Annotated in this window: 18 protein-coding genes and 1 pseudogene; 3 read left to right on the plus strand and 16 right to left on the minus strand. The window is 63.4% G+C overall.

Annotation, left to right across the window (positions count from 1 at the left end):
- Nucleotides 1-1,624: excinuclease ABC subunit UvrC (uvrC, locus tag LCF60_RS14620; protein ID WP_292292753.1), on the plus strand; the 1,624-nt coding region annotated here is incomplete at its 5' end.
- A gap of 147 nt (nt 1,625-1,771) precedes the next feature.
- On the opposite strand, the gene LCF60_RS14625 is transcribed toward uvrC, so the two are convergent.
- The 15 genes and pseudogenes from LCF60_RS14625 to trpS all read right to left on the minus strand — a co-directional run bounded on the left by LCF60_RS14625 (nt 1,772) and on the right by trpS (nt 15,413).
- On the minus strand, nt 1,772-2,203 hold the full coding sequence (locus LCF60_RS14625; protein ID WP_292292754.1) for an acyl-CoA thioesterase: 432 nt from the start codon (nt 2,201-2,203) through the stop codon (nt 1,772-1,774).
- Nucleotides 2,203-2,961 (minus strand): TIGR02186 family protein, encoded by a 759-nt coding sequence (locus tag LCF60_RS14630; RefSeq protein ID WP_292292755.1) that lies wholly within the window; start codon nt 2,959-2,961, stop codon nt 2,203-2,205. Before LCF60_RS14630 ends, LCF60_RS14625 begins: the two co-directional genes overlap by 1 nt.
- Nucleotides 2,961-3,875 (minus strand): sulfite exporter TauE/SafE family protein, encoded by a 915-nt coding sequence (locus LCF60_RS14635; protein WP_292292756.1) that lies wholly within the window; start codon nt 3,873-3,875, stop codon nt 2,961-2,963. The genes LCF60_RS14630 and LCF60_RS14635 overlap by 1 nt, the downstream gene beginning before the upstream one ends.
- Nucleotides 3,876-4,048: 173 nt before the next feature.
- Nucleotides 4,049-4,960 carry a sulfite exporter TauE/SafE family protein gene (locus LCF60_RS14640; protein WP_292292758.1) on the minus strand — a complete coding sequence of 304 codons (912 nt, stop codon included), beginning with the start codon at nt 4,958-4,960 and terminating at the stop codon, nt 4,049-4,051.
- Between the two features lie 154 nt (nt 4,961-5,114).
- Nucleotides 5,115-6,080 (minus strand): ABC transporter permease, encoded by a 966-nt coding sequence (locus LCF60_RS14645; RefSeq protein WP_292292759.1) that lies wholly within the window; start codon nt 6,078-6,080, stop codon nt 5,115-5,117.
- Nucleotides 6,081-6,141: 61 nt separating this feature from the next.
- The gene (locus LCF60_RS14650) at nt 6,142-7,272 is read right to left on the minus strand and encodes an ABC transporter permease (protein WP_292292761.1); all 1,131 of its coding nucleotides are present in this window, start codon (nt 7,270-7,272) and stop codon (nt 6,142-6,144) included.
- Nucleotides 7,273-7,684: 412 nt separating this feature from the next.
- Nucleotides 7,685-9,211: pseudogene (locus LCF60_RS14655) on the minus strand (ABC transporter ATP-binding protein); the annotation flags it as partial.
- A 130-nt stretch (nt 9,212-9,341) separates the two neighbouring features.
- The gene (locus LCF60_RS14660) at nt 9,342-10,337 is read right to left on the minus strand and encodes a BMP family ABC transporter substrate-binding protein (RefSeq protein WP_292292764.1); all 996 of its coding nucleotides are present in this window, start codon (nt 10,335-10,337) and stop codon (nt 9,342-9,344) included.
- Nucleotides 10,338-10,432: 95 nt separating this feature from the next.
- Nucleotides 10,433-10,900 carry a GNAT family N-acetyltransferase gene (locus LCF60_RS14665; protein WP_292292765.1) on the minus strand — a complete coding sequence of 156 codons (468 nt, stop codon included), beginning with the start codon at nt 10,898-10,900 and terminating at the stop codon, nt 10,433-10,435.
- Nucleotides 10,897-11,472: a tRNA (adenosine(37)-N6)-threonylcarbamoyltransferase complex dimerization subunit type 1 TsaB gene (tsaB, locus tag LCF60_RS14670; protein ID WP_292292766.1), complete on the minus strand. Its 576-nt coding sequence runs from the start codon at nt 11,470-11,472 to the stop codon at nt 10,897-10,899. Before tsaB ends, LCF60_RS14665 begins: the two co-directional genes overlap by 4 nt.
- A complete protein-coding gene (locus LCF60_RS14675) occupies nt 11,462-12,025 on the minus strand; it encodes a NifU family protein (protein WP_292292768.1) in 564 nt (187 codons plus the stop codon). The genes tsaB and LCF60_RS14675 overlap by 11 nt, the downstream gene beginning before the upstream one ends.
- Nucleotides 12,026-12,150: 125 nt before the next feature.
- A complete protein-coding gene (locus LCF60_RS14680) occupies nt 12,151-12,606 on the minus strand; it encodes a universal stress protein (protein ID WP_292292769.1) in 456 nt (151 codons plus the stop codon).
- 143 nt (nt 12,607-12,749) lie between these two features.
- Nucleotides 12,750-13,610, minus strand: coding sequence for a branched-chain amino acid aminotransferase (locus LCF60_RS14685; RefSeq protein WP_292292770.1), 861 nt, complete (start codon nt 13,608-13,610; stop codon nt 12,750-12,752).
- A 182-nt stretch (nt 13,611-13,792) separates the two neighbouring features.
- On the minus strand, nt 13,793-14,275 hold the full coding sequence (locus tag LCF60_RS14690; RefSeq protein ID WP_292292772.1) for a VOC family protein: 483 nt from the start codon (nt 14,273-14,275) through the stop codon (nt 13,793-13,795).
- Between the two features lie 94 nt (nt 14,276-14,369).
- On the minus strand, nt 14,370-15,413 hold the full coding sequence (gene trpS, locus LCF60_RS14695; RefSeq protein ID WP_292292773.1) for a tryptophan--tRNA ligase: 1,044 nt from the start codon (nt 15,411-15,413) through the stop codon (nt 14,370-14,372).
- A gap of 76 nt (nt 15,414-15,489) precedes the next feature.
- On the opposite strand from trpS, the gene LCF60_RS14700 reads away from it, so the two are divergent.
- The gene (locus tag LCF60_RS14700; protein WP_292292776.1) at nt 15,490-16,179 is read left to right on the plus strand and encodes a rhomboid family intramembrane serine protease; all 690 of its coding nucleotides are present in this window, start codon (nt 15,490-15,492) and stop codon (nt 16,177-16,179) included.
- Here LCF60_RS14700 and murJ read toward each other — a convergent pair.
- Nucleotides 16,176-17,723 (minus strand): murein biosynthesis integral membrane protein MurJ, encoded by a 1,548-nt coding sequence (murJ, locus tag LCF60_RS14705; protein ID WP_292292777.1) that lies wholly within the window; start codon nt 17,721-17,723, stop codon nt 16,176-16,178. The two genes, LCF60_RS14700 and murJ, sit on opposite strands and share 4 nt — an antisense overlap.
- A 300-nt stretch (nt 17,724-18,023) precedes the next feature.
- On the opposite strand from murJ, the gene LCF60_RS14710 reads away from it, so the two are divergent.
- Complete coding sequence (locus LCF60_RS14710; protein WP_292292779.1) at nt 18,024-18,305, plus strand: hypothetical protein; 282 nt, start codon at nt 18,024-18,026, stop codon at nt 18,303-18,305.
- The last annotated feature ends 62 nt before the right edge of the window (nt 18,306-18,367 follow it).

Below are 18,367 nucleotides of genomic sequence, written 5' to 3' on the forward strand. Positions count from 1 at the left end.
CACCGAGACCGAGGCGCTGCTGCTTGAGCAGAACCTCATTAAGCAGCTCAAGCCGCGCTACAACGTGTTGCTTCGCGATGACAAATCCTTCCCGAACATCCATGTCACGAAACACGCCTATCCGATGATCCACAAGCATCGCGGGGCCAAGAAGGACAAGGGCGCTTATTACGGACCCTTCGCCAGCGCGGGCGCGGTGAACCGGACGCTCAACCAGTTGCAAAAGGTGTTCCTGCTGCGCAACTGCTCGGACGCGATGTTCGAAAGCCGCACGCGGCCCTGTCTGCTCTACCAGATCAAACGCTGCTCGGCGCCCTGTGTCGGCAAGATCAGCGAAGCCGACTATGCCGACAGCGTGCGCGACGCCGAACGGTTCCTGTCGGGCAAATCGACCAACGTGCAGGAAACGCTGGCCAAGCAGATGGCGCAGGCCTCGGAAGAGATGGAGTTCGAGCGCGCCGCCGCCCTGCGCGACCGTATTCGCGCGCTCACACAGGTACAGACGGCGCAGGGGATCAATCCGCGCGGCGTGACTGAAGCGGACGTGATCGCGCTGCATCTGGAGAAGGGGCAGGCCTGCGTGCAGGTGTTCTTCATCCGGGCGAACCAGAACTGGGGCAACCGCGATTTCTATCCGCGTGTCGGGCCGGATGTGGAAGAGGCCGAGGTGCTCGAAGCGTTCCTTGGCCAGTTCTATGACTCCAAGGAACCGGCGCGCCTGATCCTGCTGTCCCACCCGATCGAGAACGAAGACCTGATGACCGAAGCGCTTTCGGACAAGCTGGGCCGCAAGGTCGAGATCGCGGTGCCGCGTCGGGGCGAGAAATCGGAACTGGTGGACGGGGCCCTGCGCAACGCGCGCGAGAGCCTTGCGCGGCGGATGGCGGAGACGGCGACGCAGACCAAGCTGCTCAAAGGGCTGGCCGAGGCGTTTGCACTGGACGCGCCGCCCGAGCGGATCGAGGTCTATGACAACAGCCACATCCAGGGCACCAACGCCGTGGGCGCCATGATCGTCGCCGGGCCGGACGGGTTCATGAAGAACCAGTACCGCAAGTTCAACATCAGGGGGGACGACCTTGTCCCCGGCGATGATTTCGGGATGATGAAAGAGGTGCTGACCCGGCGATTCAAGCGGTTGCTCAAGGATGATCCGGACCGCGACAAGGGGCTGTGGCCGGACCTTCTGCTGATCGATGGCGGCGCGGGGCAGGTGTCGGCGGTGCGCGAGATCATGACCGAGTACGGGGTGGAGGATATCGCCATGGTCGGTGTAGCCAAGGGAGTGGATCGCGACGCGGGCAAGGAAGAGTTCCACCGGTCGGGCCAGCGCCCGTTTGCCTTGCGCCACAACGATCCGGTGCTCTATTTCGTGCAGCGCCTGCGCGACGAGGCGCATCGCTTTGCCATCGGCACTCACCGGGCCAAGCGGGCCAAGTCCCAGATGGCCAACCCGCTGGACGAGGTGTCGGGTGTCGGCGCGGCGCGCAAACGGGCGCTGCTGGCGCATTTCGGGTCGGCCAAGGCGGTGAGCCGCGCCAACCTTGCCGATCTCAAGGCGGTTGACGGTGTGAGCGAGGCGTTGGCCGAACGCATCTACGCCTTCTTCCACGAAAAGGGCTGAGGCGTTTATTGAATCGACAGGTCGATGTTGAAGTCGCTGGTCGTGCCGGTCTCTTCGTCATTGCCCATGTGATAAACGCGGATCGCGTAGATTCCGCAACCCCGAAACGATAGGCCAGTTGTGCGATCCCGCAAAGATCTGTCGCTGTCAGGTCTTCAAACCGGACAGGGTGCGATGCACGGTTTCGGAGAGCGGGCTGGGGCGACCCTCCGGGCCCACGTGGACCTGTGCAAAAAAGCCTTCGGCCCCGGCGGTGTTGCTGTCATTGGCAAAGAGCGCGATCTCGAAACGAAATGACGATGTGCCGATATGCGCAACCCGTAGACCGGCCGTCAGAATGTCGGGAAACCCGAGTTCGGCGTGATATCGACAGCCGCTTTCCACAACGAGGAACCTGACCGCCTCGGGGCCCCGGATCTCGATGCCCTGATCCATCTGCCACAGGCTGACGGCGGTGTCGAAAAGCGCGTAATAGGTGGCGTTGTTCAGATGCCCGTATTCGTCATTGTCCTGCCAGCGCGTGGGCAGAATGCGAAATGCGCGATAGTCGGCGCGGATGCCGGGAGGCGTGCGGGACATCAGCCGGACCGCATCAGCCGGAACGCGGCCGAAGCCCCCCAACCCGCCGCGATGGCGATGGCCAGCGAGAGCAGTCCATAGACGAGGGGTTGCTGTCTCGACAGGTTGAACAGCCACCGCTCGAGCCCGACCTTGCGCACGTCGATGCTGGTTTCATACATCGACACGACATCGCCGCCGCGGGTGAGGAAGATGCGGGTGCGGTAATCGCCTTCGGTCAGGTTCGCGGGCATGTCGATCGCGGTGTCGAACAGGGTGGATTCGCGCAGGTCCACAGCCCCTTCCTTGAGCGCGTAAAGCCCGTTTTCGGTGCGGATTCGGATCACGGCATCGGTGAAGGCCTGTGGTTCGGCCACGTTCATCGGCGCTCCGACAGAGCGGATCGCGCGCGGAATCGAAATGCTGTGGCGCAGGTCTTCGGTGTCGGAAATCACCTCGTTCCAGGGGGCCGAGGTCGCAACCGCGTAAAAGCTCGGAGCCGCGTCGACATTGACGGAATCGACATTCACCCAGATGCCCAGGCGGCGTTCCTTGCGGCGCACCGTCACCGGAACCCGCGGTCCCGAGACCGTGACGATGACCTGCAACGGTTCGGCCATGGGGATCGGGGTTTCGCGCTTTATGGCGCCGTAGATGATGATTTCCGATCCGTCGAAATTGGTCGAGATCGAAACCTGGTCCTGGCTCAGGCCAAGCACGACCTCTTCGGCACGCAGCGGGGCGGCCAGCAGGGCGAGGAGGATCAGCAGACTGCGCATCAGTGCCCCTCCGCCGCGCCGATGGTGAACAGCTCGGTCGGCTGGATGAGGAGGTCGGTCGCGAGCTTGCCGCAAACGACAAGCACCATGATCGCCAGCAGGATGCGCAGCTGTTCGGCCTTGAGCTTGGCTCCGAGAATGGCGCCGAACTGCGCGCCCACCACGCCGCCCACCAGCAGCAGCACCGCGAGCACCATGTCGACAGTGTAGTTGGTCGTCGCGTGCAGAAGCGTCGTGAAAGCGGTCACGAAGATGATCTGGAACAGCGAGGTTCCGACGACCACCTTGGTCGGCATGCCAAGCAGGTAGATCATCGCGGGCACCATGATGAAGCCGCCGCCGACCCCCATGATGGCGGCAAGCACGCCGACCAGCACGCCCACGATCACCGGCGGGATCACCGAGATATAAAGCCCCGAGGTGCGGAACCGCATCTTGAAGGGCAGGCCGTGGATCCAGTTGTGCTTCTTGCGCGCCGGGGGCTTGCCAGACTTCGTCTTCCGGATCGCGTTCAGGCTTTCGACGAACATCAACCCGCCGATGACACCCAGGAAGATCACGTAACAGAGCTTGACCAGCAGATCGACCTGCCCAAGGCTCTTGAGGTAGTTGAACAGCCAGACACCCAGCGCGGCCCCGATCAGGCCACCGACAAGCAGAACCGTTCCCATCTTCAGGTCGACGGTCTTGCGCCGCAGATGCGCCAGCACGCCCGAGAAGGACGAGGCGACGATCTGGTTGGCCTCGGTCGCGACGGCGACGGCTGGCGGAATGCCGATGAAGAACAGCAGCGGCGTCATCAGAAATCCGCCGCCGACGCCGAACATGCCCGACAGCACACCGACGATACCCCCCAGCCCGAGAAGCAGGAATGCGTTGACCGATATTTCGGCGATCGGGAGGTATATCTGCATGTCGTTCTGTAGCCTCAAGGCGGCAGCCGTTTCAAGCGTGGATGGATGGCGCGCTGCGACCGTCGAGCAGGGTGTCGGATACCGGGCACAGTGGCGATGGGGCCGGGTCGGAATGCGGGACGGATTTGCGTCCGTCCAGGGCCACGGGGCCGTCATCTGCGTCCGCGCCTGCATCACGACCCGATTTCGGAAAGCGAATAGAGCTCGGCCGGCCGGATCGCGAGGTCGAACGCCAGCTTGGCGCAGACCAGAAGCACCAGCCCGGCCAGAAGGATGCGCAATTGCTCGGCCTTGAGGCGCGCCCCGACCATCGCGCCATATTGTGCGCCGATCACGCCTCCGATCAACAGGAGAACGGCGAGGATGATGTCGACGGTGTAGTTCGTGGCGGCGTGCAACAGCGTGGTGAAGGCGGTGACGAAGATGATCTGGTACAATGACGTGCCGACGACCACCTTGGTGGGCATGCTCAGAAGGTAGATCATCGCCGGCACCATGATGAAACCGCCACCGACGCCCATGATCGCCGACAGCACGCCGACCGACAGGCCGACCAGCAGCGGCGGGATCACCGAAATATAGAGGCCGGAGACCCGGAACCGCATCTTGAAGGGCATCCCGTGCACCCAGGTGTGCTTGCGCCGTTTCGGGGCGGCGCCCTTGCGCGCCTGTCGCAATGCCTGAAGGCTTTCGACGAACATCAGGCTGCCGACGATGCCGAGAAAGACCACGTAACACAGGTTCACCATCAGATCGACCTGGCCCAGCGTCTTGAGAAGGGTGAAGACGTAGACACCGAGCGCAGAGCCCAGCAGCCCTCCGGCGAGAAGGACGCTGCCCATGCGGAAATCGACATTGCGTCGCCGGACATGCGGCAGCAGCGCGGAGAAGGACGCGGCGACGATCTGGTTGGCCGAGGTGGCCACGGCCACGGCGGGGGGGATGCCGATGAAGAACAGAAGCGGCGTGATGAGAAACCCGCCGCCGACCCCGAACATGCCCGAGAGCAAGCCCACCAGCCCGCCCAATCCAAGCAGCAGGAAGGCATTCACCGAGACTTCCGCGATGGGCAGGTAGATTTGCATGGTCGTGCTTAGGCGCAACCTGTCCGGGGTTTCAAGGGGGGCGGTGCCGCAAGGCGCGTGCCGGCCCGGACACTGCGCTGCCCGCGGGCCTGACGCGGTGGATGAGGCGTCGACGCCTCATCGTGTTTCCGCTGACGGAAACGGGGCCCGACGGTCAGCGTTCCTTGACGTAGGGTTCGCCACCCGCGCGTGGCGGGATCGCCTTGCCGACAAAGCCTGCAAGGATCACCACGGTCAGGATGTAGGGCAGCGCGTCCATCACCTGCACCGGCACCACGAAAACGCCAAGGTCGATGTTCTGATAGCGCAGCGCCACCGCTTGCAGCAGACCGAAGAGCAGGCAGGCATAAAGCGCGTACCAGGGCCGCCACTTGGCGAAGATCAGCGCGGCCAGCGCGATGAACCCACGTCCGGCGGTCATGTCCTTGACGAACCCTGCCTGAAGCGCGGTGGCCAGGTAGGCACCTGCGACGCCGCAGAGGATGCCGCAGATGCCTACCGCCATGTAGCGCAGTCCCACGACGGAAATGCCTGCGGTGTCCACCGCCTCGGGCGCTTCGCCCACCGCGCGCAGGCGCAGCCCGAACCGTGTGCGGTAGAGCAGCCACCACGTGAGCGGCACCATGAGAAAGCCGAAGTAGACAAGAATCGAATGGCCCGAGATCAGTTCGGAATAGATCGGTCCCAGAAGTGGCACGCCCGCAAGCGTTTCGGCGCCCGGCAGGATCACCGGTTCGAACCGGCCCGCCCCGATCAGCGAGGGGGTGCGCCCGCCCTGGCTGAACCAGTCCTGAGCGATCAAAACGGTCAGGCCCGCTGCGAGAAAATTGATCGCAACGCCGGAAATCAACTGGTTGCCGCGAAAGGTGATCGAAGCCAGCCCGTGCACCACGGACAGCGCAATCGACGCCAGGATACCCGCGCCCAGCCCCATCCAGACATCGCCGGTGATCGACGCCACGGCGGCCGAGAAAAACGCGGCGGCCAGCATCTTGCCCTCCAGCCCGATGTCGAAGATGCCCGCGCGTTCGGAAAAGAGACCGGCCAGGCAGGCCAGCAAGAGCGGCGTGGCAAGGCGTACCGTGCTGTCCAAGACCTGAATTAGCGTCAAGAAGTCCATGGTTCAGGTCCTGAATCTTGCTTGGGAAAGAAGGGGGCTGACGGAAAGAAGCTGCATCGGTCTATTCTGCCGGCCCGGACTGGGCTGACCGTCCGTCGGGCCGCGCCGGTTTGCGGAAGGCGAGAAAGGTCCGTTCCAGCGGCATCCGCACCATGTTGTCGAGCGCTCCGGTGAACAGGATGACAAGCGCCTGGATCACGACGATGAGTTCGCGCGGGATATTGGTCCAGAGCGCAAGCTCGGCCCCGCCCTGATAGAGAAAGCCGAAAAGAAGCGCCGCCAGCAGCACGCCCAGCGGGTGCGATCTGCCCATCAGGGCCACCGCGATACCGATGAAGCCCGCGCCCTCGGTCGCGTTCATGACAAGGCGCTCGGCCTCGCCCATCGTGGTGTTGAGCGCCATCATCCCGGCCAGCCCGCCGGAAATGAGCATGGCGACCACGGTGATCTTGACCGGGCTGATGCCGGCATATTTCGCCCCGGATTCAGAAAAGCCGAAGGCGCGGATTTCATAGCCCAGCCGCGTGCGCCAGATCAGCAGCCACACGAGGAAACAGGCCAGAACCGCCAGAAAGAAGGTCACGTTGGCCGGCGCGCCACGGAACATCGGTTCCGCCGCGGTCGAGAACATGTCCTGAAACGTCGGCAGATGCGTGGCCTCGGGAAACCGCGCCGTTGCCGGGTCCATCGCACCTTGCGGGCGCAGCAGGTTCACCAGCACGTAGTTCAGTACGGCGGCGGCGATGAAGTTGAACATGATCGTGGTGATCACGATATGGCTGCCGCGCTTGGCCTGAAGATAGGCCGGGATCAGCGCCCAGAGCGCGCCGAACAAAGCCGCCGACACCGTCGCGCCGACCAGCGCCACGTACCAGTTGGGCCAAGGGATATAGAGACAGGCCAGAGCCACGCCCAACCCGCCGATCATCGCCTGTCCTTCGCCACCGATGTTGAACAGGCGGGCGTGAAAGGCGATGGCCACGGCGAGACCAGTGAAGATGAAGTTGGTCGCGTAATAGAGCGTGTACCCCCATCCCGAGGACCGCATCAATGCGCCATCGACCATGAGCTGGAACGCAGCAATCGGGTCTTCGCCGATGCCGATGATCACCAGCGCCGACAGCAATGCGGCAAGGATCAGGGAGATCAGGGGGACAAGGACCGCGTCGGCCCAGGCGGGCATCTTATCCATCTTTGTCACTTTCCTGCGGGTCGTCTTTTGCGGGTTTGGGGTTCTTCGGAACCAGCGGGCTCGATTGAGAGATCGTGGCGCTCAGGCTGGCGATGCTGTACGAACCGTTCACCTTGGCCCTGTCATCCTCTGGCTTTGTCTCGCCGGTTGCGACCTGTTCGTCCTGTGGCTTCGGTTCCACCGGGTCCGGCACGTGCGGCCTTGTTCCTTCGCTCGGATCGGGGCCCGGTTCGGCGGTCTCGGCGGTCTCGGCGGTCTCGGCGGTTTCTGTCGGTGCCTCCAGAGTGGTCTCCGGGGGGGCCGGGTCCTCCGCCTTTGACGTGTCGTCCGCCTGCGCCTCGGCTTCCGCCGCTTGCTGCAATTCGGTCTCCGTCAGTGCCATCGGCGATGTCGGCATGTGCGCATGTGCGGTGTCGGTGATCCCGGCCATGAGCAGGCCAAGCTCCTGTTCATTGGTCTCTGATGGCAGCCGCTCGCCCATGATCTGCCCGTCGAACATCACCGCGATGCGGTCGGAAAGCGAAAAAATCTCGTCCAGTTCGACCGAGACCAGCAGGATTGCCTTGCCCTCGTCGCGCAGCCGGATGATTTGCTGGTGGATGAACTCGATCGCCCCGATATCGACGCCACGTGTCGGCTGGCCGACCAGCAGGATATCGGGATTGCGTTCAATTTCTCGCGCCAGAACGATCTTTTGCTGGTTGCCGCCCGAAAAATTCCGCGCCGCCAGTTTCGGATTGGGCGGGCGCACGTCGAAGCGTTCCATCTTCGCGGCGGCTTCGGTCTGGATCGCCGCATTGTTCATCAGCGGACCAGTCTGGATCTTCGAATCGCGGTGATAGCCGAAAATCGTGTTTTCCCAAGCCGTGAAGGGCATGATCAGACCTTCGCGGTGACGGTCCTCGGGTACGTGGCCAATGCCGCGGGCGCGTCGCGATTGCCCGTCCGACCCGGCACCCTTCAGCTCGATCGGCTGACCATTGACGCGGACCGTTCCCGTCGCGTCGGCAATGCCGCCCAGCACCTCGAGCAGTTCGGACTGGCCATTTCCGGCAACGCCGGCAATCCCGAGGATCTCACCTGCGCGCACCTCAAGAGAAATGCCCTTCAAACGCTCGACACCCTTGTCATCGACAAGGCGGAGATTTTCGACCTCCAGCACAGGCTGCGCGGGGGTGGCGGGTTTCTTGTCGACCTGCAACAGCACCTTGCGCCCCACCATCATCTCGGCAAGCCGTTCCGGGCTGGTCTCGGACGTTTCGACGGTCGCGGTCATCTCGCCGCGGCGCATCACCGAAACCGTGTCGGTCGCATTCATGATCTCGCGCAGCTTGTGGGTGATCAGGATGATCGTCTTGCCCTCTTTGCGCAGATTGTCGAGGATGCGGAACAGGTGATCGGCCTCGGCGGGGGTCAGCACGCCGGTCGGCTCGTCCAGGATAAGGATGTCGGCCTGCCGGTACAGCGCCTTGAGAATCTCGACGCGTTGCTGGTGGCCGACCGACAGGTTCTCGATCAACGCGTCCGGATCGACATTCAGTTCGTATTCTTCCGCCAGATGCTTCAACTGGCCCCGCGCCTTGTTCAGCGAGGGCCGGAGCAGCGGGCCGTCTTCGACGCCGAGGATCACATTTTCCAGCACGGTGAAATTCTGCACCAGCTTGAAATGCTGGAACACCATCCCGATCCCGGCCTTGATTGCGGCCTGGCTGTCGGGGATCTGGGTTTCGGTACCATTGACGAAAATCTGGCCGCTATCGGCTTTGTAAAACCCGTAGAGAATGGACATCAGCGTCGATTTGCCGGCCCCGTTTTCCCCGATGATGCCGTGGATCGTGCCGGGCTTGACGCGGATCGAGATGTTCTTGTTCGCCTGAACCGGTCCGAAGGCCTTGGAGATGCCCTTCAATTCGATCGCCGGAGCGGCCTGGGGGCGCATTGACTCGGTCTCGGGGGCTTCAGCGGTTGTCAAGGTAGTCTCCCTGCATCGGTCCTCGGGCCAATTGCCCGATACGATGCGGAGCGACCGTTTCCAGCCGCTCCGCACGCTTGTAAATGTGCCGTTCGGATCAGAAGCTCAGGGCCGGGCAGCTGTCGTTCGACATGTAGTCGTGCACTTCGAGTTCGCCGCTGGCGATCTTGTCCGCTGCCTCATCGACGGCGGCTTTCATCTCGGCGCTGACCAGTTCCGCATTGTGCACGTCCATGGCATAGCTGACGCCGCCATTGGCGATGCCCATGACGTTGATCCCGGTTTCAAGCTCGGTGCCCGCCATCATCGCGTCATAGACCGCATTGTCGACGCGCTTCATCATCGAGGTCAGGACCTGGCCGGGGTGCATGTAGTTCTGGTTGCTGTCCACGCCGATTGACAGGATGCCCTCGTCGGCTGCGGTTTGCAGGACACCCACACCCGTGCCGCCCGCTGCCGCATATACCACGTCAGCGCCTTGGCTGATCTGCGCCTTGGTCAGTTCCGATCCCTTCACCGGATCGTTCCAGGCCGCTGGCGTCGTGCCGGTCATGTTGGAAACCACGGTCGCATCCGGGTTCACCGCCTTGACGCCCTGCGCATAGCCACAGGCGAATTTGCGGATCAGCGGGATGTCCATGCCACCGATAAAGCCGACAGTGTCGCTTTCGGAGGCCATCGCGGCCATCATTCCGACAAGGTAGCTGCCTTCATGTTCGTTGAAGACAACGGACCGAACGTTCGGCTGGTCGACAACCATGTCGATGATGGCGAACTTGGTGTCCGGATAATCCGGGGCCACTTCGCTCAGCACGTTGCCGAAGGCGAATCCTGTCATGACGATGGGGTTGTTGCCGTTCTCGGCAAAGCGGCGCAGGGCCTGTTCGCGCTGGGCCTCGGACTGAAGCTCGATCTCGCGGAAGGACTCGCCGGTTTCCGTGGCCCAACGCTGCGCACCGTTGAAGGCGGCTTCGTTGAAGGACTTGTCGAACTTGCCGCCAAGATCGAAGATCAGGGCCGGCTCGGCGACGGCAGCGCCCGCGGTCAGGGCCAGTGCGGCGACGGCACTGGAGAGTTTGGTCATGAGGGTCATATGGGGCTCCCAGGTGTTTGACTGCGACGGCGTCGATGTGCCGCCGATGAGATCATGTGATCAGGTGCAATTAAGGCCGCAGGTGCAGCAAAGGGTCAACCGCTTTTTGTCGTGCAGCCTTGTGACGCTGGCGCATCGCCGGTGTGACCTTGCGCAACGGAGAGAGAAAGCAGCACTCCATCGTCCTTCGTACCGTCCCGCAAGGTGTAATAGCCCGGACGCGTTCCGATGGGCGCGAATCCCTTCGCGGCATAGAACGTGCGCGCGGCGCGGTTGCTGGCGGCGACCTCCAGGAACACGCGGCTGATGTCCCGCGTCGCAGCCAGGCGGATGAGCTCTGCCAGGAGCGAGGATGCCAAGCCCTGCCGTTGCGCATCGGGGTCGGTGGCGATGATCAGGATCTCGCACTCGTCCGCAACCATTTGGGCGATGAGGCCGCCCTGACCTTGGGTCAGAAAATGGATGTGCGGCCGCGCCAGCGTTTCCGCGATCTCGGTGGCTGACCAGGGCCGCATGTGCACATAGGCGCGGTCCATGATCTTCGCGAAGGTCTCGGGTGTCACGGCAGGATCACCGGAGCGCCCTCGCGCGAAGGCGCCGCGTCAGCCGGCTTGATGTAGAGCGGCTTCGGCCTGTCCGCATCGCGCGCATCGGCCGAAGCCGCCATTTCCGCCATCGCTGCGACCAGCGCTTCGGGGCCGGGCGCAAGCACCGCATCGGGGAATTCGGAAGCCGCGACAAGCATCGGTGCGCCGCCGGGGGGCTGCGCATAGATCATGTCGCGCGGCGCGGGAACCGCAGCCGTGGCGCGTGGATGCAGATGCCGAATCGCGTCCAGCGTGGACACGCCGATTGCCGGGATGCCCAGCCCGAGGGCCAATCCGCGTGCTGCGGAGACGGAAATCCGGATGCCGGTGAAATTGCCGGGACCGACCCCGACACCAAGGCGGGTGAGGTCGGCCCATGACTTGCCGTGCTCTGCCAGAAACGATTCGAGCATCGGCATGAGATGTTCCGCCTGTCCGCGCGACATCGCATCGACATGGGTTCCAACGACCCGACCGTTCGAAAACAAAGCGGCTGCGCAATGCGCAGCCGATGTATCGAACGCCAGAAGTGTCGTGTCAGACGGCAACCGGGCGGACCTCTGTCACTTCGGGGATATAGTGGCGCAGCAGGTTCTCGATCCCCATCTTGAGCGTCAGGGTCGAGGACGGGCACCCGGCGCAGGCGCCCTGCATGTGCAGATAGACAACACCGCGATCGAAGCCGTGGAAGGTGATGTCGCCGCCATCCTGGGCCACAGCCGGACGCACGCGGCTGTCCAGAAGCTCCTTGATCTGGCCCACGATTTCGCCATCTTCGCCGGTATGTTCGGCATGTCCCGAAGGCGCTTGCGCGTCACCTGCCATCACCGGATCGCCGGACTGGAAATGCTCCATGATCGCGCCCAGAATCGACGGTTTCAGGTGATCCCAGTCGCTGTCCTCGTCCTTGGTGACGGTGACGAAATCATGCCCGAAGAACACACCCTTGACGCCGTTGACGCCGAACAGGCGGGACGCAAGGGGGGACGCGGACGCGCCGTCGGCCGAGGGAAAATCGGCAGTGCCCATGTCGAGCACGGTTTGCCCCGGCAGAAATTTGAGCGTTGCCGGATTGGGCGTGGATTCGGTCTGGATAAACATCGCGTCACCTCCTGATGGCTGAGACTTATATGCGGTGCCGCCGGTTCAGCGTCAAGGTTTAGAACAGTTCTAAACTTTCGGCATCTGCGGCGGAGCCCTTCGGTCCGAGGCACGACCCGCCCGGACTAGGTGATCGCTTCGAGCCGTTCTTTCGACAATTCGCCGGGTACGATGGTGATCGGGATCGGCAGACTGCCGGCGTTTTTGGTCAATTGCGACACCAGCGGGCCGGGGCCCTTCTTGCCGGTGCTGGCGCCCAGAACCAACACGCCGATTTCCGGGTCATCCTGGACCTGTGCCACGATTTCGGCCACGGCCTCGCCCTGGCGGATCACCAGTTCGGGATCGACATGCTGCTTGTCGCGCATCCATTTGGCGAAGACCTCGAAATGCGCGTGGATGCGTTCCCGCGCCTCTTCACGCATGACTTCACCGACACCGATCCAATGATTGAACTCATCCGCCGGGATGATTGACAGGATTTCGACACCGCCGCCGGTCTTTGCCGCCCGCATCGCCGCGAACCGCATGGCATTCAGGCATTCGCGGCTGTCGTCCAGCACCACCAGAAATTTACGCATATGTGTTCTCCCGGCGGCGATCATGACGCAGGAAACAGACCCGTGCAACAGGTGTTCGGAGCGGTACCCGCGTCCTGGCGGTGCAAGGCGCATGGCGGCGGAACCCGTCCCGATCGGGCCTCATCTGCCGCCAATAGTCCGCCTCATCCGGAATGAGCCCAATCCCAGTACATCTCGCGCACGCGGCGGGTCACCGGGCCGACCTGGTAGGACGTCTCCTCGAACCCGACCACAGGGGTCACCTTGTTCATGTTGCCCGACAGGAACACCTCGTCCGCCGCCTCGAAATCCGCGAAGGTCAGAACGGTTTCATGCACGTCGGTGCCATCCGCGCGCAGGTTGGTCATGTGCCGTGCCCGGGTGATCCCGGCGAGGAAGGTGCCATTTGCGATCGGTGTGAAAACCTCGCCATCCTTGACCATGAAGACGTTGGCCGTGGCACTCTCGGCCACGTTGCCCATGGCATCCGTGACCAGCGCATTCTGAAACCCGCGCGCCCGAACCTCGGCCAGCATCCGCGCGTTGTTGGGATAGAGGCAGCCCGCCTTGGCATTCACCACCGCGCTTTCCAGAACCGGGCGCCGGAACTGCGTCTTGCCCAGCGACACGCTTGCGGTTTCCGGGGCCATCGGGATCTCTTCAAGGCAGATCGCGAACCCGGTCTTGTTGGCCTGCGGAACGATCGCGGTCTGGTCGCCGTCTATGGCCCAGTACATCGGCCGGATATAGACCGCGCTGTCCTCGGCGTAGGCGCGCAGCCCATCCCAGACGATCTGGACCATGTCTTCGGCACTCACCGTGGGTGTGACCATGAGCGCCTCGGCCGACCGGTTCACCCGCTGGCAATGGGCCAGCAGGTCCGGCGCCACACCGTTTACATAGCGCGCGCCGTCGAACACGCCGCTGCCCAACCATGCGCCATGGTCGGCGGCGTTGATCACGGCGACATCGCCATTGTGCCAGGTGCCGTTGAAATAGGTGTGAATGTTCTTGCCGGTTGCCATGGCGACCTCCTTGTTTTGGCGCGCAGGTTATGTGCGGGGCCGGTGAAGGTCCAGAGCGCGCGCGCGGGAAGGTGCTTCGAAGCACCTTGGGGCAAGCATCTTCGAAGATGCTTTCTCCGCGATTTCGAAATCGCGGCCTCAAGCCTTTTCGAAAAGGCTTGGCATGCGTCGAGGTCGCGCTGTCAGTCCAGTTCCTGCAACAGCGCCTCGAGGTCTAGCGGGTGGTTGCCCATGTCCATCTGGCCGTTGGCGTCGCGTGGCCATTCGGCCTCGGGACGGTCGCGGTAGATCTCGATCCCGTTGCCATCCGGGTCGCTGAAATAGATCGCCTCGCTTACACCATGATCCGCTGCACCTTCGATCTCGACACCGGCGTCCAGCACGGACTTGAACGCCTGCGCCAAGGCGGCGCGGTCCGGGTAGAGAAACGCCACGTGAAACAGCCCCGCGCTGCGCTGCGCGGCAGGTGGGCCACCCTTGCTGAACCAGGTGTTCAGCCCGATGTGGTGGTGATACCCGCCCGCCGACAGGAACGCGGCCTGGTCGCCGTAGTGCTGTGTCACGTCTAGCCCCATCACATCGCGGTAGAACGCGATGGAGCGGTCGAGATCGGAAACCTTGAGGTGGACATGTCCGATGGTCATGCCGGGATGTGCCTTGGTCATGGTCTTTCCTTTCGACCTCTCTGACCAAGCTATGCCTGAGCTCTCATGCGGAAAAGCCCCTGAAGCGCGCAGGTTCTGTGCCTGTGTGCAAAGCTTACGACACCATGCCGACGATCTCGTAGGTCTGCTTGAGGATCGGTGCGGCAATGGTGCGTGCCCGCTCCGACCCCTTGCGCAGAATCGCGTCGATCTCGTCGGGCTGCTGCATCAGCCGCGCCATTTCCCCCGAGATCGGGGACAGTCTGGCCACCGCGAGGTCCGACAGCATCGGCTTGAATTCCGAGAACGCCTTGCCGCCCACATCGCGCAGCACCGCGTCAACCGTCTGTTCGGCCAGCGCGGCGTAGATATTGACCAGGTTGCGCGCCTCGGGCCTGCCTTCCAATCCCTTGGCCTCGGAGGGCAGGGCGTCGGGGTCGGTCTTGGCTTTACGGATTTTCTGCGCAATCGCATCGGCATCGTCGGTCATGTTGATGCGGCTGGCATCCGAGGGATCGGATTTGGACATCTTCTTCGATCCGTCGCGCAGGGACATGACCCGCGTGGCCGCGCCTTCGATCACCGGCTCGGTGAGCGGAAAGAACTCGGTCTCGAAGTCATGGTTGAACTTGATCGCGATGTCGCGGGTCAGTTCGAGATGCTGCTTCTGATCCTCGCCCACCGGCACATGCGTGGCGTGGTAGACAAGGATGTCCGCCGCCATCAGGGCCGGGTAGGCAAAAAGGCCCAAGGACGCATTTTGCTGGTTCTTGCCGGCCTTGTCCTTCCACTGGGTCATCCGCTGCATCCAGCCCATCCGGGCGACGCAGTTGAAGATCCAGGCCAGTTGCGCGTGTTCGGGCACCTGGCTCTGATTGAACAGGATGGACTGTTCCGGGTCGATCCCGGCCGCGATGAAGCCGGCGGCCAGTTCACGGGTCTGGCGGCGCAGCGCCTCGGGGTCCTGCCAGACGGTGATCGCGTGCATGTCGACCATGCAGTAGAGCGTCTCGAACCCCTGGCCCTGCATCTCGACAAAACGCTTCATGGCGCCAAGGTAGTTGCCCAGTGTCAGCCCTCCGGAGGGCTGGATCCCCGAAAAAACCCGGGGCGTGAACGCGGGAGAGGTTTGGACCCCCTCGGACAGTGCCGCAGTCATGGCAAATCTCCATCTGGCAAAAGTGCTTGCGGTGCCTTACCCATGCCCCCAACTGCCGTCAAGCAAGGGGCCCGCCGTGACCCACCCGCATAATGAATCCCCCCTGAACCCGTTGCCGCCCGTGGTGATCGCGCTGTTCCTCGTGATCGTGGGGATCGAGGTCATGTTCACCCTTGGGACGCGCGGTCTTCTGGGCGGTCCAGGGGCCGTGGGATGGCGGCTCGAGACGCTGGAGCGCTTCGCCTTTTCCTCCGAAATTCTTGCCTGGATGATGGAGTCCGGTCGCTGGCCGGTCGAGCATGTGATCCGCTTCGTGTCCTACGCGTTCGTGCATGCGAGCTTTACCCATGCGCTCTTTGCGGGTGTGATGTTGCTGGCGCTCGGCAAGATGGTCGGCGAGGCGATGGGCAGTTTCGCGGTGATCGTGATCTTCATCGTTTCTGCCGCCGGTGGCGCCCTGGTCTACGCCGTGACCGTCGGTGGCACCGCGCCGCTTATCGGTGCGTTTCCAGCGGTTTACGGCCTGATCGGCGGGTTCACCTACATGCTCTGGCTGCGGCTGGGGCAACTGGGCGAAAACCAGATTCGCGCCTTCACGCTGATCGGGATCCTGCTCTTCATCCAGCTGATCTTCGGGCTTCTGTTCGGCCCCAACGCGCAATGGGTCGCGGATATCTCGGGCTTCGCCATCGGCTTTGCCCTGTCGATCGTCCTGGTCCCCGGAGGCTGGTCGAAACTGGTCGACCGGCTGCGCCAGCGGAACTAGGCCTGGCCGCGGCGAAAGGCGCTTCGGAATTCGCGCAACGAGAACGCGCCGATCAGCTGACCGGTGATCGCGTAGCTGACCATTCCGATGGCGATCAGCGCGGCCAGGGCAATGAACCGGACGCCCGACATGGCGAGAAACGGACCAAGGACCACCGTGCTTAGCCAGAGCACACCGCCCATCACCGCGGACGCCAGGCAGACCCGCCAGATGCGGCGCCGGAACTGGTCATCGAACCGGGCCACGTCGCCCAGCTTGCGGCCGCCCTGCGCCAGCATCCAGACCATGACCCACCCTGCCAGGGTGGTTGCGATGGCAGGCGCGATCCAGCCGATCACGGGGGCCAATCCGACCGCCACGGCGGCGTTCACGATCATCGCCCAGACAGCGTATCGGAAGGGCGATTTCGTGTCTTCGCGGGCAAAGAACAGGGGCTGCAGAACCTTCTGCAAGACAAAGGCCGGGAGCCCCAGACCATAGATCGCAACCGCCACCGCGATGGCCGCGGAATCGTCGGCCCCGGTGGCGCCGCGTTCGAAGAGGACACTGACCAGCGGCAGGGGGATCACCACCAGTGCCACGGCGGCGGGAACGGTCAGCGCCAGGGACAATTCCCCGGCGCGCGAGAACGCGTGTTTCGCTCCGCTGTCATCCTGCGCGGTCAGGCGTCTGGACAGGTCCGGCAAGAGCACGATGCCGACGGCGATACCGACCACGCCAAGCGGCAGCTGGTAGAGCCGGTCGGCGGCGTAGAGCCAGCCCACCGCCTTTTCGAAATGCGAGGCAACCTGTTGACCGACAAGCAGATTTATCTGCATCACACCGCCCGCGAGCGCTGCGGGGATGGCGACGACCACAAGCCGTTTCATTTCGGGCGTCCAGCGAGGCCGGGACGGTCTCAGGTGTATTCCGGCGCGGTCGGCGGCGACCCAGACCAGGGCAAGCTGTGCAAACCCGGCCAGAGGGATTGTCCAGACCAGCCAGAGGATGACCTCGCCGCCGGTACGGGCCGCCCATATCATTGAAATGCATACAAAAATATTGAGAAAAACAGGTGCCGCGGCGGCGGCGGCAAAGCGGCCCGTGGCGTTCAGCACACCCGAGAACAGCGCGGTCAGCGAGATCAGGAGGATGTAGGGAAAGACGATCCTGCCATAGTCCACCGTCAGGTCGAACCGCACGTCGCCGACGAACCCCCCGGCCGTCAGCCAGACAAGAGCGGGCATGAAGACCATGGCCACCGCGCTGAGGATCAGCAGCACGAAGGCCAGGCCGCTGAGGGCCTGATTGGCGAAGCCGGTGGCGTTATCCTCGGCCTGCAAACGCTTGGAAAACATGGGAACAAAGGAGGCGTTGAACGCACCTTCGGCAAAGAACCGGCGGAACATGTTGGGCAGGCGAAAGGCGGCGACGAAGGCGTCCATGACGGGGCCGGGGCCGATGAAGGCAAGGATCAGGACTTCGCGCAGGACGCCCAGAATTCGGCTCATCAGTGTCCAGAAGCCGACGGTGAGGACACCGGAAATGAGGCGGATCGGTTTCATGTCGGCTCCTTGCGCGTGACGAAGGGGGTAGAGCAGAAATCACCCGGCGAAAAGTGCCTGTTGTACGGATGAGCCGTACAATCCGTACGGTTCCGGAGCCGAATCCGGCCGATTTCGCCGGTTTGGCTGCTTCGAAGGTAGAAAAAGTGCGGTTCCGTGCGGTTCGTACGGTTGGGCCGTACGAGTGAACCGTACGGAACGCGGTTTTCCTCGTTGTCACCGGATGCCGCGCGGCGCGGTTACGATTTTTCAATCTTTCTGCGCCAGGGTGGCCGGACGCGATGGCCCGAGGACCGCAAAGTGTTCAGATACAATCTCTCACCGCTCGAGGATATCGGCACCGACTGGCTGCGCAGCCACCTTCGACAGGTGCTGGAGCAGGTGAATTACCACGAGGCGCGCTTCGCCGTGCTGCGGCGCGGGGTGCCCGTGGCCGGGATCGTGCCGATCACCGAGGCGCGCGCCCTGTTCGAGGCAACGCGTGCCGACCGGAAGTATCGTGAACTGCATCGCGAGATGAAGGAGCGGGACGAGACCGTGCTGCGGCAGGCCGTGGCGGAAGCGTCGGACACAACGCGATGATCACCGCGCGATCAGGCCTTCATTCCGAGTGCGGGCGTCAGGTCCGGGGCGTCAGGATGCGG

The sequence above is a fragment of the Marivita sp. genome, assembly GCF_020055635.1.
In the GTDB taxonomy this organism is placed as follows: domain Bacteria; phylum Pseudomonadota; class Alphaproteobacteria; order Rhodobacterales; family Rhodobacteraceae; genus Marivita.